Genomic DNA, 16,200 nt, shown 5'->3' on the forward strand with positions numbered 1-16,200 from the left:
TCTTTTATCTGGAAATAAAGCCTTGAGAAATGTCTGTCAAGAAATCCTTTACAGCTTAAAATTATCGGGGATATGTGCGCCGCTAGTGACGATGATGACACCATCTCGGATGAAGACTCCGTTCCCATCATAGGTATCGAGGTTTTTCTCGTTGACGAGAGTGACGTTGTTGCCAATGATGACATTTTCATCAATGATGGCCTTCTTGATTGTACAATTTTTCCCCACGTGGAATTTGACAGATTCGTCGGGAGTGGCTGCAGTGTAATATTCATTTCCGAGGAGGATCGACTCGTGAATGACTGTTCCGGATTCAATGACAGAACGGACACCGATCACACTGCTTACTATTTCATCAGCTTCAATAATCGATCCGTCACAAACAATCGAATGCTGAATCTTAGATGCAGCTAGACGGGCGCCTGGCAAGTAATGATTGTGTGCGTAAATTGGAAGCACTTCGTTGTAGAAATCGAGACCGAGACTGCAAGTTGTTAGAGCCATGTTGGCTTGATAAAATGAAGAAATGGTTCCGATATCTTCCCAGTATCCTTGATGCAGAAACGCGCAAGTTCTGCCTTGCTTAAGTTGAGTAGGAATCAAGTGCTTCCCAAAATCTTCTCCTGGATTATCTTGAAGAAGGTGAATGAGAACATCCTTCTTAAAGACGTAAATGCCCATTGAGGCAAGAAAGCACGGCAGTTTAATTCCTTTAATTTCTTGGGCTTGTATAAAGGCTTCAGAAAGTTGGAAGCGATCGAGAATTTCAGGATCTTTGGGTTTTTCGTGGAAATCAATAATAGTTGCATCGTCGTCAATATTCAGTAATCCCAAGCGAGGGGCGTCTCCTTCTGAAACGGGAAGAGCAGCAATCGTAAGATCGGCGTCTTTTTCTCTTGCAAACGCGACCATTGCTTCTAAATCCATGTTGTAAAGCTGATCTCCTGAAAGAATAAGAAAGTAATCAATAGGAAGTTTAGTCAGATGCTCTAAATTTTTACGAACGGCATCGGCTGTTCCGTCATACCAGATTTTTTCTTCACCAGGACGTTCTTCTGGGTTGAGGAGAGTTAATGAGCCTCCTTGAAATTGGTCGAGTTGATAGGTGTCTTTAATGTGTTGATTGATGCCTGAAGAAAAATACTGAGAAATGACAAAGATGTTGTTCATATTGGAGTTAAGAGAGTTCGAAATCGGAATGTCGATTAGGCGATATCTTCCTCCAAAACTTACAGCGGGTTTACACCGTTTTGATGTGAGAGGATAGAGACGACTTCCTTGTCCTCCAGCTAAAATGATGCAAGCAACTCGGGCCGTAGGGTCTGAGCGTTTTTTTCTCGTATTGACCATTATAAAACAATTTGAAGTGAATTTAATGCGAGCTAATTACATTTTATAATTAACTTCCCCTAATTTGTTTATATAACAGTATGCGGGAGAAATCAATAGAGATTGGAATATTTGTAAAAAAAGTCTTCTAAGTTGTTTTTTTCCAGTTCCTGATGATGATTTGCATTTCTTCAAGCAGGATTTTGGGGAGCCCTTCTTTTTTAGAGACGTGGATAAAGGCTTGTTGGTCATTGACATCAGTCAAATTGTGACAAGCAAAAATCAAGTAAGTAGCTAAAGTTGGGCGTTTTAAGATTTCATCATATTGCAAAACTTCGAGGGCACATTTGGCAATGTCTTCATCTTCTGGAAAGGCACTAAGCGCAATAGCTGCATGCTCATTATCTTTGGACAAAGGTTGTGATTTTAATCGGTTGATCAAAAAGGCCTTGCCTTGATTCCCAAAAGCGCGCAAGGCGTAGATGATTTCTTCATCTGTGAAGAAGTTTTCTTGCCCAATTGCTTCAAAAAGAGGAGGGATAGCACGTTCGTCTTGAATGCGGCCCAGACATTTAGCTGCAAAAATGGGGGCTCTTCCATAACCGGGAAAGATGGGTTCATAAAAGGAAGGGGAGGAAAGAAGGTGAATGAGGGCAGGAACTGCTGCTTCTTTTTGATCAACAAGAGCTTCAATTTCAGCTTGCGGTGTCATCTCTTCTGAAAGAATTAAATCGCTAATGAGAACAGGCATGAGATCTTGGCCATCTCCTGAATAGACATCCCGGAGGGATTGATAGAGTTTTTTGCTATCTTCGACAATTTTTTTCGCTGGATCGGGGAGGTAGAGATCTGAAAGGTCTTGTTGCAATTCGTACTCGAGGTTTTGCAGCTGTTTGATTTGTTGTACTTCAAAATCGGGCATGACTCCCACGCCATTTTGTTCGTAGTATTCGATCATGACTTCGAAGTTGCCACCAAAATGGGCATCGCGATGCATAAGAATTTCCATATCAATTGCATCGATCACAGGGGTATGAGGTGCTTCCATTCTCAACTCTCTTTTTCTTGGAACACTTTATCTTTGAGTAAGCGCGCGTTGTAACTTGAGCGCACAAATGGACCCGAGTACATGTACTTCACCCCAATCCGGTGTCCATAGTTTTCGTAAACCTTAAACTGCTCAGGCGTGACAAACGACTTTACATTGATTTTGTTGTGGTTAGGTTGCAGGTATTGCCCTATCGTAATGATGTCACATCCCGCAGCGTAGAGGTCATCAATGGTTTCCTCGACTTCTTCTTCACGTTCACCCAATCCGACCATGATCCCTGATTTTACGAAGGGGACTTTGCCTTTGACATACCGAAGAACGGAAAGGGTTCGATCGTACATTGCTTTATGACGGACTCGGGGAGTGAGTCGACGCACCGTTTCGATATTGTGGTTAAAGATTTCAGGCTGGGCCTTTATGACGAGGTCAAGGGCCTTTTCGTTTCCTGAAAAGTCAGATGTCAGAACTTCAATTGTGCTTGAAGGCTTTTTCGCTCGAATGGCTTGGATAATTTCAGCAATGTGAGCAGCCCCCTGATCGGCAAGATCGTCCCGTGCCACCATCGTGATGACGACATGTTCCAGCCCCAGTTCTACAACAGATTGAGCAATTCTTTCGGGTTCATCTTTTTCGGGGAGCTTGGGATTTTTAGAAAAGTCGATATCGCAAAAACCGCAGGCGCGAGTGCACTCTTTTCCAAGCGCTAAGAAGGTGGCAGTATGGTTCGAGTAACATTCAAGACGGTTGGGGCATTTTGCTTCTTCGCAAACGGTGTTTAATCCATTTTTTTTCAAGACCTTATTGGTTTCAACAAGAGCGCTTCCGCGCGGCAGTTTGCGGTGCAGCCAACTGGGGAAACGTCCTTTAGACGTTTGCTGTGGATTTTCTGGAAGGCGATTGATCTTCCGGTTTTTGGGCCGGTTATCAAAAAGCTCGTTTGTTGTCATCGTTACCGTTTTGTAATCTTCGGCGGGAAGTGAATCGGCGTCTCATTTGCAAGGAGTGCCGCTTCAAGCCACGCTTCCGGCACCGTTGGGTGCGCGTGAATGGTATCTATGACGCAGTCTAGTGTGAGTTCGTTGTTTATCGCAAGTGCCATCTCAGCAATCAAAACAGAAGCCTCATGTCCAACGACTTGTGCTCCTAAGATCTCTCCAGTTTTCTTGTCAGAAATGACTTGAGCAAACCCCTCTACTGCATTTGTTGCGATCGATTTGCCAAGGGCTTGGAATGGATAGGTTCCGACGCTGATTTGATACCCTTCTTCCAAGGCCTTTTCAGCGGTCAACCCGACAGTTGCAATTTCAGGACTTGTAAAGATCACAGCAGGAATGGCGCGGTAGTGCATTCTCGCTTCTTGCCCACATGCGTTTGCTGCAGCAACGAGTCCTTGGTGAGAGGCGACGTGTGCAAGCATTGCAATCGCTGTAATGTCGCCAATTGCGTAAATTCCAGCAGCACTTGTTTCAAGCTTGTCATTGACTTCGATCGCACCTCGTGGACCCACTGCAACTCCAGCTTTTTCAAGACCAAGTCCTTCAGAGTTCAGCCGTCTGCCAACAGAAACAACGGCCATATCGCTTTCTAACGTATCGCCCCCTTTTAAATGGATGACAACGCCATCTTTTTTCTTATCGATTTTTTCAACAGCTGTGTTGGTTTTAATGTCGATGCCTTGTGTTTTAAATGCTTTGGTTAAGTGTTCTGAAATCACTTTTCCTTGGAGTTCGACGATAGATGATAAGGCTTCGATAATGGTCACTTTAACGCCAAGTTCAACAAAAAGAGAGGCAAATTCGCATCCAATATAGCCACCCCCAATGATTGCAATCGATTTGGGAAGCTCGGTCAATTCTAAAATCGAAGTCGAATTGCGAATGAGTTTGTGATCACAAGGGAAAGCTGGGATATCAACAGGTTCTGATCCTGTTGCAATGATAATTTTTTCTGCTTGAATCATTACATTGTCTTCGCCACGGACTTTGAGCTCATTTGGAGCTGTAAATTCGGCATGACCGTTAAAAATCGTGATGCCATTTGACTTGATCAAACCACCTAAACTCGAGCGAATTTTTTCAACAACTTGATCTTTTCTCTTTTTCATTTTTGAATAATCAAACGAAACTTTACCCACTTCGATCCCGAAGTCTTTTGCATGTTTAATGGTTTGCAGAGTTTGTGCATTTGATAGAAGGGCTTTGGAAGGGATACATCCAACATTGAGACAAGTTCCGCCAAGGTATTGCTTTTCGATGAGTGCGACCTTTCGTCCCATTTGAGCAGCTTTAATAGCAGCAACATATCCGCCTGGTCCCGCTCCGATAACAGCAATGTCAAATTTTTGTTTTTCGGCCATGGATGCTCCTTACCCATAAATTTATTTTTCATAGAACGTCCATTTTACCTTTTTTTTCACTTCCCTACAACCCCGGAATCAATTGAGGGAGCGATGTTTTTTTCTTTCGCTTCAAAATGGAAATTTGTAGAATGAGAGAAGTGGTATGAAGCAGGAGATCAACATGAAACAAGTCGACCGGACAAAAGTCTGCTGGAGTTGCGAAGCAGATGTGAGCTATGAAGCAACGTATTGTCCTTTTTGTGGAACAGATCTTTTAACTTCTACTATTGAACCCAAAGAAGAACAGCCAAGACAAGATGAGCGTTTTTCCACACAATCGCTTGAAGAGAGTTTGGCCTCTCTTTACAAACCTCCCTATTCTGTGCGAAATAAACAAGGGCTTGGTGTTCCTGATGAACGGGAAGAACCTTCTTTTAAACAGGTCAAACCTCCAAGGGAAGATCCCTTGTTTCAAACCTATGATCCTCCTAAGGCCAAAGAACCGATCCAACCCCCACCACAACCAAAAGCAATCACAGAAGAAAAAGGAAGTGAGAGAGGAGGCGTTTTGCCGCTTCTCCTTCTGTCTATTGGTATCAATCTTTCTCTTTTGGGATTACTCATTTTACTTTTTTCAAAAGAAGGAGTGGTGAATCTTCAATGGAGTTCCCACTATTGGTTTATATATTTATTAATTGGGCTTCCAACAACTTATTTTGGAGTGAGATCTCTCAAACAACTTCTTTGACAAAATAAAATTTTCTTTTTATGTGTTTAGTTTTAGCTAAAAAGAAAGGTTTATCTTGGTACGCTCTCTTTTGTTTGTTGCCGCCATTTTTCTTTTCACATCGTGCGCTCATGAACCCAAGTCTTTGTCGCTTGATCAATCACGCGCTTATGTTGGCTCAACTCTTGTCAGTTCGACGCAATTTAAGACTTCCGAAGAAAGCCAAGAACTCTTTACTAAGTATTGCCCGATCTTTGTGATCGAAGATGAAAACAAAAGCTATAACAAGATTGGTGAACCAAAAATTAAACGCGTAGTTCAAGACAAACTTGAAGCCTATGTCGATCCCACGTCAGCGAAAATCTACACGCAAAAAAGGACATTTATGACAGAAAGAGGGACATACACCAACCTCATTTACCGTGTCCATTTTGAAAAAGTTCCCTACATGTTGATGCCTTTTCATGTTGCAGCTGGGAAAAATGTGGGGTTACTTGTTGTTGTGACACTCAATGATAAAAATTTACCTGTGTTAATCACAACGGTCCATACTTGTGGCTGCTACATTTCCATTATCCCCACAAATCATCTTGAGAAAGGGGCTTTTCCAATTAATTGGAAATCCGAGCCAAAATACCGGTACGGTGAAAAATTGGCAGGAATATTGAATTATCCAGAAGGTGAAGGGTACCATCCAACAATTTATCTTCGTAAACAAACGCATCGTGTCAGCGATGTATTCATCGAAGAAAAAAACCATGTGAAGTAGAAGTTTGACATTGTAAAAATGGAAATGGTCCCCATTGAAAAACTTGAGCATTTGAAGATTGTAGGTGAAGATGAAGAAGCTTCTCTATACTATACAGGCTTAAATAAGGGGTATGTCCGCAATGCTTTGAAGCCTTTCGAGTTTCTTTTTATTAGTCCCTGGGCGTTTGATATGAATGTCGGAGTTGATAAAAAGTATGCATCTAGCCGCGAACTTCACTCGCGTTTTTATACGAGTTTAAATGTTGCTTATCGACAAGAGTCAGATATGTGGAATTTTGTACGTTTTCTCAAATTTTGGGGATGGAATCTATGATATTTTGTAGGATGAGATCGATCTTTTTAATTGTAGTACTTCTACTTTGTGTTAACTCAAGTTATGCATCGGATTTGTTTCAGGAGTGGTTAAATCTCTATCAACCTCTCTTAGAAAAATATGTTGTAAAAGGAAAAAAACGAGGCATCTACACGACCCTTGTAGACTATAATGGTTTACGCAGCAACTCAGACTTTCGTAAAGTGATTTACGATTTGGCTCGGCTTCCTTCTTTTGAGACACTTCCTGATAAAAATGACCAATTAGCTATGTGGATTAATGCTTATAACGTACTTTGCATGAAAGTCATTGTTGAAAATCCCAATCTCGAGTCGATTAAAGATTTGGACTCTGCATTTAGCAGCATTTGGAAGATGAAAATAGGAGTTGTCTCTGGGAAAAAATATTCACTCGATGAGATTGAGCATGATACAATCCGGGCGAAATTTAGTGAGCCACGCGTTCACTTTGCTATCAATTGCGCTTCTCTTTCATGCCCAGATTTAGCAAACTATGCTTACCGTGGTGAGCATTTAGATGAGCAACTCGCTTATCAAACCCAAATGTTTTTAATTAACAAGACGAAAGGGATGAACATAGTTGAAAGCAGTGAAAAAATCTTTTTATCTAAAATTTTTAAATGGTATAGTGGTGACTTTTCACCATCTGTAAAAGAATGGTTGGAAAGTAACAAGTATATAACACAACAGGAACTTAGCTATAAGACGGGTTATCTGCAATACAATTGGGCCCTTAATAACGCTAACTAAAAGTTATTCCATGAGAAAAGCTCTATTTTTAATTTGTTTATCATTTTTTCCATGTTTTTCCCTATTTGGACTGAATGGAATGTATCGAATTGGTTTTGGCACCCCTGCTAAGGGGATTGGAGGAGTTGCCGCAGGGTTTCCGCAAGATACTTTAAGCGCCATGACTAATCCTGCAAACCTTGTTCCTGTAGGCAAACGCGTCGATCTGAATCTCGAATATTTAAGAGGAACACGCATTGGTAAAATTCGTGGGAATCTGTTCATCTCTGATATAGACATTGAAATTTCACGAAATAAGAATATGATTTCTGCAGAAGGTGGCTTATCTTGGACGTTTTTTGATGGCCGTTTTGCTATGGGACTGTTGATAGCTCCACAAGCTGGTGGGGTAACAACATGGAATAAAAATGATCCGTTTTATCCTCCCAGCGATCAGCCTTTTCATATTGACGTGATGTATCTTGCGATCACCCCAACTTTTGCCCTTGAATTTTTTAAACATGACGTTTGGGGCAGGCATTTTATTGGTGTTGGAGTAGATTTAACACCTGCACGGCTTAAAGTTTCTGGGATGCAAGGCCTTGCAAATCAAGGAGGGCTTTTGGGGGGCACCTCCTATCCAAATCACGTAACTAACAAGGGTTGGGACTATACATTTGGTTGGGCAGTTCGTGTTGGATACTTATGGGAATTTCGTCCCTGGCTAACAGGTGGAATTGCCTACAAATCAAAAACTTGGATGGGCTCTTTCGATAGCTACAAAGGCTTGATTTCTCCTCATGGACGTGCCGATCTTCCGGCATATTTAATTGGAGGAGTCAGTGTAAAGCCTTTCCGTCAAACAACGATTGCATTTGATATTGGGCGCATTTACAACCACGGCGCAGAAGCATTTGGAAATCCTGTGTTTACTTTTGCAGACCCTAAACCCCATGGAGCAAGTAATGGTGCTGGTTTTGAATGGCAGTCCACAACTGTCTATAAGGTCGGAATCACTCAGCAATTAGCGGATGTGATCACCGTACGTGCAGGATATAATTATGGTCAGCTTCCTTGGAATGAACAAGTTGACGATGCTGCTGCTGGAGCAATTTATCTTCCTTCAACGATTCGCCATCATTTAACGTTTGGGGCAACCCTCGATTTTGGCGGACAAATGATCAATGCGGCCCTTATTTATGGTTTTAAACATTCAATACATGGGCCTTTAGGTGGTGATCTTGGAGGCGGAAAAGCCGAAGTCTCTTCTGATATGATTACTTTTCAAGTTGGTATCAGCAAGGTATGGTAAAACATGAGCGTTTTACGCTTAAGGATTGGAATTGTCATGGCATTTTTAGCAGCACCATTGTTTCTTTGGAGTGTACCTAAAGAATTTTATGGGAATGCTTACGATGCAAAAGGAAAGCTTCTTTTTACAGAAAAGCACGAAGTGGTGTTTCATAAAGGTCATGTCGATAAAATTCGGACTACCTATTACAATACAACCGACAAACTTGTAGGTTTTTTAGAAAGCTACTTTCAGTTCAGTGATTTTTTGCCGAATATGTTTTTCAAACGATACTCCGATAATTTCATTGCACGTTGTATTGTAGATCCTGACCAACGTGTTGTCCTCATGCGAAAAGAGCCACATCAAGACTACTACTTTGAAAAAATGTTAAAGAAAACCCCTGATTCGGTAGCAGGACATGGGCTTTATTTTTACATTTTAAATAATCTTGAAGACATGCTTCAAAAAGACGTGGGCTATCCTGTTGAAATTCTTCTGCCCGCTCGACTTGCTGCATACTCATGTGTGATGAGGGCAACGGTTGATCCAGATGATGCGGACATCGTAAATGTTGCAATTAAGTTAAAAAATGAGGCCAAAGCTTTGTTTGTGAAAAGAATCCTTGTGAAAGTGAATCGCAAAACCCAAGAGCTTATTTCATATGAAGGCCCTAATACACTTTTCTATTGTGAAAAGCTTTTGTGTTACATTAAGATTAATTACTACAGAGAAAAGGAATAAACTGTGAAACATAAGTTCAAATCAGCTATCTTTATCCTTCCTAGTCTTTTAGGAACTTCTTTCTTGAATGCGGAGACCAAAACGACCGAAGGAACGAAAAAGTCGTTTCAGTTTCCCAGTTACAGCGAACAATCTTACGATGAAGTCGACGCTGTTTCGTATGAGCTCCCATATCAAGAAACAGGATTTCATGTCACAGGGCAGTTTCTTTATTGGCAAACCCTCGAAGCAAACATGGTTTATGGCCTTGATCAAGCAGGGCGCGCTAATGGCGGCGATCCCGTTTCTCTATTGGGTGAGGTGAAGCAAAATTCCTACCGCTGGGACCCCGGTGTGCGTGCTGGTGGAGGGTACTGCTTTAGCGCTGAAACGATCGATGCGAATCTCGAATACACTTACTTTCATAATGAAGGAGGTGATTCAACAGGATTGCGTGAAGGTCGTGTGTTAAAAAGCATTTTTCCTATTGTCACTAATCCTTTCTTTGGCCCCCTTGTTTCGATGAATACTAAGGCAGACCTTCAATATCACACATTAGACCTTTATGCGACTCATATGTTTCAAGGAAGCCATAGTTTTGTAATGAAGTTTCTTGCAGGGGTACGCGGAGCATGGATTTCAGAAGGTGCTAACAGTTACTACAAAACAAACTACTTACTCATCCCATTTCTAGAACGTGTGGTAAAAACGACTGTTCAAAATACATGGAAATTTTCAGGAGCTGGACTTCGCGCGGGACTCAGCATGGATTGGTTCATGTTTTGGGGCTTAAGCTTGCATACAGAAGCCAATCTTTCTGCGATTGTCGGTCGTTTCAGAGCGAAGCAACAAATTGATGAAACAACTGGATACCGCACTGCGAAAACCTTCCCAAGCGATACCCGCATGATTCCAAGCTTGCAACTTGTGATGGGCTTTGCATGGCGTAAAGTTTTTGGAGCCTTAGGATTGAAAGTTTTCGCGAATTGGGAACTCAATATGTGGGATGATTTAAGCCAAACCTACATGTATCCGACAACTACAGCGGATGCTGCTTCACTTGTTGGAAGTTGGGTGCGCAACTCGGTAAACATTCAGGGAATTACTGCAGGTTTCACAGCAGAATTTTAATAAAGTCTAATCAAAGAATGAGGTCTATTCTTCGTTGTCTCTCTTTTTTCTGTAAAAGAGATAGCAGGTTCGTCCTAAGTAGAAAAGATGATTCTTTTGGCAAGTATTTGTCATCCCAACACAGAGCAATAGGAAGAGGTTTTTCTTCTTACTTAACTTGAACTCAGGGATTTTTCTCTTTCCTTTCAGCCTTTTTGTTTCGAAAAGGACTATTTGGTCCTTTCCATCGGCAAAAATACTGCAAATTTAAAAGAATGATCTCCTGAGACTAAGCAAAAGAAACCCAGAGTTCAATTTACTTAGTTTTTCTTAGTCTTAATGGGTCCTTTTGGGAGGTAGAGTCCTGATTGTGGATCTTGTGAAAAAAACGACTGAGGCTTGCTTGGTCGCATGCTCTTCAACCTTTCCACATTGTTTTGCTGCTGCATCTCTGGAGGAGCCATAGCGAACTTAAAGAGGCCGTGAGCGACTTTGAGTTTGAGATCCCGGCTAAAGACATCAAAGAGAGCAAATGCTTCGTGTTTGAACTCGAGCAGAGGATCTTTTTGCCCAACAACACGCATGCTCACTTCAGTGCGCAAATGGTCAATAGATAGAAGATGGTCTTGCCAGAGACGGTCGATGTTGCGCAATAGAATACTGCGGATGATTTCTTTGAGAACAGGCTCGGGATTCACTTCTTTCCCGGCATTTTCCTGGATGATGCCGATGATTTTGGCTTCGTGATCGAGCTTGTTTCTCAGTGATAGGATAATCTTTTGTGCGGCTTCGGTTTCGATTTCTTCAATTGTTTGATAATCGTTATCAAACGCATCATTTTCAAAAGAGACGGGGAAATTTGTCATGAGCCATTCACGGTACCCTTTCGGATTCCAGCCTTCTTCCGAAGAGCGAGAAATGAAAAACTCTTCTGCCATTTGAGAGCAAATGCTTTCCAAAATTTCATTTGCGAGCTTCACTGAATCTTGTTCATGTAAGATCTCATTGCGGAAAGAGTAAACCTCTTGCCTTTGTTTGTTCATGACATCGTCATATTCAAGAGTGTGCTTTCGAATGGAATAGTTACGCTGCTCCACCCGCTTTTGTGCTGTTTCAATTGAGCGGTTGAGAACTTTAGCAGAAATGGGCTCGCCTTCTGGTGGACGGAAACGCTTTAAAAACATGGTGAGCTTAGGCGAGGTGAAAAGACGCATGAGCGAGTCTTCAAAAGAGACGTAAAACTTAGACGACCCTGGATCTCCTTGACGCGCACAACGTCCTCGGAGCTGACGGTCAATCCGTCTCGATTGGTGCCTTGTCGTTCCAATCACGTGCAAGCCACCTTTTTCAGCCACCCCTTTTTCTAACTTAATGTCGGTACCGCGTCCTGCCATGTTTGTTGCAACAGTGATCGCGCCAGTTTTTCCAGCTTGAGCGATGATTTCCGCTTCTGTCGCATGGTTCTTTGCATTGAGGACTGTGTAATTCAGTTTATTTTGTCTTAGGATACGAGCGAGTTTTTCTGAAACTTCGACAGTTTCGGTTCCAATGAGAATCGGACGGCCTTGCTCGTGAATTTCGACGATATCTTTGAGGATTGCATTATACTTTTCCCGTTCGGTCATGTAAATTTCATCGTCTTGGTCCTTGCGACGACATTTTCGGTGAGTGGGGATTTCAAGAACATCGATCTTATAGATTTCCTTCAGTTCATTCGCTTCAGTCATTGCTGTACCAGTCATCCCAGCAAGCTTGTCGTACATGCGGAAGTAATTTTGAAGGGTGATGGTTGCGTATGTTTGAGTTTCTTGCTGAATCGGTACCGATTCTTTTGCTTCGATTGCTTGATGCAATCCATCTGAGAAGCGACGCCCAGGTTGAGGACGACCTGTGTTTTCATCAATGATGACAATTTTTTTGTCTTCAACGATGTAATCGATGTCTTTTTCCATGAGAAGATGTGCACGCAAAAGTTGGCGCAAGTTATGTGCTCGTTCTTTGCGACGGCTATCTTCTTCACGGATCGCGATTTTTTGTTCTAATTTTTCCTGATCATCGAGCTTTGTATTTTGATCAATAAGAGCATACTCATGTCCTAAGTCGAGCATGACAAAATCGTCTTTCGCTTCTTCTTTTTCACCCGACCAAAGGTTGATTCCCTTATCTGTTAATTCGTATTCGCTCGAGCGTTCATCGATGATGATGTAAAGCTCAGCGAGCGTTTCATGACGCTCTTCTTTATTCGGCTCTCCATGGAAATAAGTTTCCCATTTTTCAAGTTCAGCGCGGAGATCCGGATGTTCTTTAATTCTTTTGAGGATTTTATTTTGCGGTGTGCCCTTGCCAACGAGCCACAACTTTTTCATGGCTTCAGTTTCTTTTTTACTCTCTTCTTTGGACAGCTTTTCAAGCTCTTCGTCTTCTTTTAAACGGCCAAGTTCATCGAGTGTTTTTCTTGCTTCTGATGCGAGCTTGTTACAATGATCCCGTTGGAGACGTACAAGGCGAGCAACAGGTTCTTTAAGCTCTTCATACATCTGTCTTGAATTGGGAACAGGGCCTGAAATGATGAGGGGGGTCCGGGCTTCGTCAATGAGAATCGAATCGACTTCATCGATGATAGCAAAGTAAAAGCCGCGTTGGCATTGCTCTTCTGGCGAATGAGCCATTGAGTTATCGCGCAAGTAATCAAATCCGAATTCAGAAGCGGTTCCGTAGACGATGTCGGCGCTGTAAATTTCTTTTCGCTCATGCGGAGGAACCTCGTTGATGAGGGCTTTTGTTGTCAGCCCAAGCCAGCGAAAAATTGCTCCAATCCATTCACAGTCTCGTTTGGCGAGATAATCATTGACTGTTACCAGGTGAACAGGTCGCCCGGTGAGGGCATTGAGAAAAAGAGGAAGAGATGCAGTTAACGTTTTTCCTTCACCTGTCATCATCTCAGAAATGGTGCCGTGGTGCATGGCAATCGCGCCAAGAAGCTGAACATCGTAAGGAACCATGTCCCACTTCTGGGTGTAGCCAGAAACATGCACATCTGTGCCACAAAGGCGGCGACAAGTGTTTTTAACTAAAGCATAGGCTTCAGGGAGAAGGAGATCGAGTGATTCGCCCTCAGCTAATCGGGAGCGGAACTCTGGGACCTTTTGCTTGATTTCTTCGTCGGACAGCTGTTGAAAAGATTCTTCAATTGTATTAATTTGTTTAACAATTTTTTGAAACTTCTTTAGACGGCGGCTTTGGGCTGTCCCAAAAATTTTTTTTACAAAACCAAGCATTTTATATCGTTCCTCTGTCGAAAAGCGGTAGATATCCATTTTACCTCAAACTCGAATTTACATCTATATGACGACCCCCTAAAATAGCCCAAAAGGACTTAAAGCATGAATGACATCCATTATCTTGATCGCGAGACCGGAAAGATCCATAAAGAAAAAATATATGGCAAATTTTTTATTGAAGCTCTCTATGGAACTTCCATTCTTTCAAAGTTTCTTTCTTGGATTTTTCTTCCTCTCATCTCCCGATCTCCTTTTTTTTCTCTCCTCTATGGACGGAAACAAAAAAGTGCAAAAAGTCGCAAAAAAGTGATTCCTTTTATCGAAATGTTTCACGTCGATGCAAGTGAATTTCTCAAATCCCCCCATGAATTTACATCGTTCAATGATTTTTTCATTCGGAAGCTAAAACCTACCTCCCGCCCGATTGCAAAAGGAAATGATGTAGCAGTTTTGCCCGCAGATGGGCGCCATCTTTTTTACCCCTCTTTTGGAGAAGCTGAAGGTTTTTACGTGAAAGGACGCAAGTTTGATTTAGAGCTCCTTTTGCAAGATGATTTTCTCTTCGACATCTACAAGCGAGGCAGTATGGTAATTAGTCGCTTGTGCCCAACCGACTACCACCGTTACCACTTTCCCTGCGAGTGTATTCCAACAAAAGCCAAGCTGATCAATGGCCCCCTCTACTCGGTCAATCCAATGGCCCTGCGCAAAAACATCATGATCTTAAATGAAAACAAGCGGATGCTGACTCAACTTAAAACCAAAACATTTGGGACGATTTTATTCATTGAAGTCGGAGCCACCTTTGTCGGTTCTATCAAGCAAACCTACTCCCCCCAATCACTTTGCAAAAAGGGGCAGGAAAAGGGGTACTTTGAATTTGGGGGTTCGTGCATCATCATGCTTTTTACCCCAGGAGCTATTGTATTTGATGAAGATCTTATTGCTTCTTCAAAAAAACAGATCGAAGTGAAAGCGAAAATGGGGGAACAGTTTGGTCGGGCAACACAATCTTTAGGAAGTTGAAAGATCTTTTCCCCGCAAGTTACTTGGCGGAAGCTCCATTTACAAATGGCCCGCTTTGGATGCAAATAATGCCTCGCAGGTATGATATAAAGGATCAGAACGCCCTATTTGCAGAGAATGATAACCCGCATCCCTCGGCTCCCCTTGAACACTTTTTGATAGGCTTGGGTTGCTTCATTAAGTGAAAAGGTTGTTTCTTGAGAAATGGGAAGAGAGGATAAAGCTTTTGATTCAAACCCGTCTTTTAAATCGTCTAGGAAGGCTTTGTTTTCTTGAAAGCCAAAATCGACAGTATTGATTCCGCAAACTTCTTGGTTTGCACGATAAAAATGAAACAAATTGAGTTTGGCTTCTCGTTTTCCTTCGGGAGCAGCAATGACAGCAATCCGCCCAAATTTTTTCAGGCACTGAATCTGGTTTTCCCAATGGACATTTCCAATTGTATTGAGAATCACATCATACTTCCCTTCGAACAGCGTTGTTGCATTCCATCCCAAAGCTTTTGCTTTGGCAACATCTTCATCTTGTCGAACTAAGGCGGTAGGAATGGCCCCTTTCCAAAGGCAAATCGCAAGGGCTGCTTGTCCCACTTGCCCTAACCCTCCTATCACTAAGACTTCTTCGTTTGGTTGGATATGGGCACGAGTGACTAAGCTATAGTAAGCAGTTGTATAGGGCAAAGTTTGAGCCCCTGCGACTTCAAGAGGTAAATTCTCTGGAACTTCTCCGACTGACTCTTCAGGAACAATAAGGTATTCTGCATGACAGCCATCTGCATCTAGACCAATTGCTCCTCCTGTTCCCCAAACTTTTTTTCCAATCAACTCATGTCGCCCCTCTACGATTGTTCCTGCAAAATCTCGCCCAGGAATGCGAGGAACGACAGCATGTGAAAAATAGCCTAAGGCTCCAAGGACATCACTTGGATTAACGCCAGATGAGGCAACTTTAATCAAGCATTCTCCTGATTTTGGCATAGGCGTTGGCCTTTCAGTAACCTGAAGGTCGAGATCCTCAATCGATTGAAAATGTTTTGTTAAAACAACTGCTTTCATAAGATCTGATTTATACAATATATGAGGAAAATGATGGAAAAAAGATTTCATTTTCAAGCTATGGAATGGGAGCCCATTAAAAACAAGCTCTCAATTCGACAAGTAGATGGGAAAAATATCACGATTCTCAATGCTCAGTTTGAAAAAGGATGTTTAGTTGAGCGACATCAACATGCGAACGAGCAAGTCAGCTACGTCTTGAAAGGGTGCCTTAAAGGAACGGTCGGAGAAAATGAATACCTTCTAAAGGAAGGCGATGCCATTCTCATCCCTCCTAACATCCCTCACGATTGGAAAGCTCTAGAAGATACAATAACATTGGAAGTTTTCAGTCCTACGAGAGAAAAACCTCAATTTAATGATTAAAGAAATGAAGTGAAACAGGCAGATTATTCGCCTATATTCGCTTTCACTTCGATCTGCTCTTTTGAAAAAG

At 42.2% G+C, this 16,200-nt stretch carries 15 protein-coding genes; 9 read left to right on the plus strand and 6 right to left on the minus strand.

The annotated features are described in order from the left end of the window. Nucleotides 1-48: 48 nt before the first annotated feature. From SNE_RS01570 to lpdA, 4 genes are all read right to left on the minus strand, one after another. Entirely contained in the window at nucleotides 49-1,350 is a 1,302-nt protein-coding gene (locus tag SNE_RS01570) for a sugar phosphate nucleotidyltransferase (protein ID WP_013942540.1), read from the minus strand. A 127-nt stretch (nucleotides 1,351-1,477) separates the two neighbouring features. After that, nucleotides 1,478-2,377 carry a HEAT repeat domain-containing protein gene (locus SNE_RS01575; protein WP_013942541.1) on the minus strand — a complete coding sequence of 300 codons (900 nt, stop codon included), beginning with the start codon at nucleotides 2,375-2,377 and terminating at the stop codon, nucleotides 1,478-1,480. 2 nt (nucleotides 2,378-2,379) lie between these two features. Further along, nucleotides 2,380-3,327 (minus strand): lipoyl synthase, encoded by a 948-nt coding sequence (gene lipA, locus SNE_RS01580; RefSeq protein WP_013942542.1) that lies wholly within the window; start codon nucleotides 3,325-3,327, stop codon nucleotides 2,380-2,382. A 2-nt stretch (nucleotides 3,328-3,329) separates the two neighbouring features. Next, on the minus strand, nucleotides 3,330-4,736 hold the full coding sequence (lpdA, locus tag SNE_RS01585) for a dihydrolipoyl dehydrogenase (RefSeq protein WP_013942543.1): 1,407 nt from the start codon (nucleotides 4,734-4,736) through the stop codon (nucleotides 3,330-3,332). A gap of 163 nt (nucleotides 4,737-4,899) precedes the next feature. Here lpdA and SNE_RS01590 point away from each other — a divergent pair, with 163 nt between their 5' ends. The 7 genes from SNE_RS01590 to SNE_RS01620 all read left to right on the plus strand — a co-directional run bounded on the left by SNE_RS01590 (nucleotide 4,900) and on the right by SNE_RS01620 (nucleotide 10,423). Further along, the gene (locus SNE_RS01590; protein WP_148258922.1) at nucleotides 4,900-5,466 is read left to right on the plus strand and encodes a zinc ribbon domain-containing protein; all 567 of its coding nucleotides are present in this window, start codon (nucleotides 4,900-4,902) and stop codon (nucleotides 5,464-5,466) included. Nucleotides 5,467-5,521: 55 nt separating this feature from the next. Then, nucleotides 5,522-6,214, plus strand: a complete 693-nt coding sequence (locus SNE_RS01595; protein WP_041418677.1) for a hypothetical protein — start codon at nucleotides 5,522-5,524, stop codon at nucleotides 6,212-6,214. 24 nt (nucleotides 6,215-6,238) lie between these two features. Next, nucleotides 6,239-6,529, plus strand: coding sequence for a hypothetical protein (locus SNE_RS01600; protein ID WP_158307191.1), 291 nt, complete (start codon nucleotides 6,239-6,241; stop codon nucleotides 6,527-6,529). Between the two features lie 11 nt (nucleotides 6,530-6,540). Continuing rightward, nucleotides 6,541-7,299: a DUF547 domain-containing protein gene (locus tag SNE_RS01605; protein ID WP_013942547.1), complete on the plus strand. Its 759-nt coding sequence runs from the start codon at nucleotides 6,541-6,543 to the stop codon at nucleotides 7,297-7,299. Between the two features lie 79 nt (nucleotides 7,300-7,378). Further along, nucleotides 7,379-8,590: an OmpP1/FadL family transporter gene (locus tag SNE_RS01610; RefSeq protein WP_158307192.1), complete on the plus strand. Its 1,212-nt coding sequence runs from the start codon at nucleotides 7,379-7,381 to the stop codon at nucleotides 8,588-8,590. Between the two features lie 3 nt (nucleotides 8,591-8,593). Beyond that, the gene (locus SNE_RS01615) at nucleotides 8,594-9,313 is read left to right on the plus strand and encodes a hypothetical protein (protein ID WP_013942549.1); all 720 of its coding nucleotides are present in this window, start codon (nucleotides 8,594-8,596) and stop codon (nucleotides 9,311-9,313) included. Between the two features lie 3 nt (nucleotides 9,314-9,316). Beyond that, nucleotides 9,317-10,423: an Lpg1974 family pore-forming outer membrane protein gene (locus SNE_RS01620; RefSeq protein WP_013942550.1), complete on the plus strand. Its 1,107-nt coding sequence runs from the start codon at nucleotides 9,317-9,319 to the stop codon at nucleotides 10,421-10,423. Nucleotides 10,424-10,722: 299 nt separating this feature from the next. On the opposite strand, the gene secA is transcribed toward SNE_RS01620, so the two are convergent. Next, on the minus strand, nucleotides 10,723-13,680 hold the full coding sequence (secA, locus tag SNE_RS01625) for a preprotein translocase subunit SecA (RefSeq protein WP_079891593.1): 2,958 nt from the start codon (nucleotides 13,678-13,680) through the stop codon (nucleotides 10,723-10,725). 105 nt (nucleotides 13,681-13,785) lie between these two features. On the opposite strand from secA, the gene asd reads away from it, so the two are divergent. Further along, nucleotides 13,786-14,709 carry an archaetidylserine decarboxylase gene (asd, locus tag SNE_RS01630; protein WP_013942552.1) on the plus strand — a complete coding sequence of 308 codons (924 nt, stop codon included), beginning with the start codon at nucleotides 13,786-13,788 and terminating at the stop codon, nucleotides 14,707-14,709. Nucleotides 14,710-14,813: 104 nt separating this feature from the next. On the opposite strand, the gene SNE_RS01635 is transcribed toward asd, so the two are convergent. Continuing rightward, nucleotides 14,814-15,764: a quinone oxidoreductase family protein gene (locus SNE_RS01635; RefSeq protein ID WP_158307193.1), complete on the minus strand. Its 951-nt coding sequence runs from the start codon at nucleotides 15,762-15,764 to the stop codon at nucleotides 14,814-14,816. 30 nt (nucleotides 15,765-15,794) lie between these two features. On the opposite strand from SNE_RS01635, the gene SNE_RS01640 reads away from it, so the two are divergent. Continuing rightward, nucleotides 15,795-16,130 carry a cupin domain-containing protein gene (locus SNE_RS01640; RefSeq protein ID WP_158307194.1) on the plus strand — a complete coding sequence of 112 codons (336 nt, stop codon included), beginning with the start codon at nucleotides 15,795-15,797 and terminating at the stop codon, nucleotides 16,128-16,130. Nucleotides 16,131-16,200 lie beyond the last annotated feature (70 nt).

The sequence above is a fragment of the Simkania negevensis Z genome (assembly GCF_000237205.1).
Lineage (GTDB): Bacteria > Chlamydiota > Chlamydiia > Chlamydiales > Simkaniaceae > Simkania > Simkania negevensis.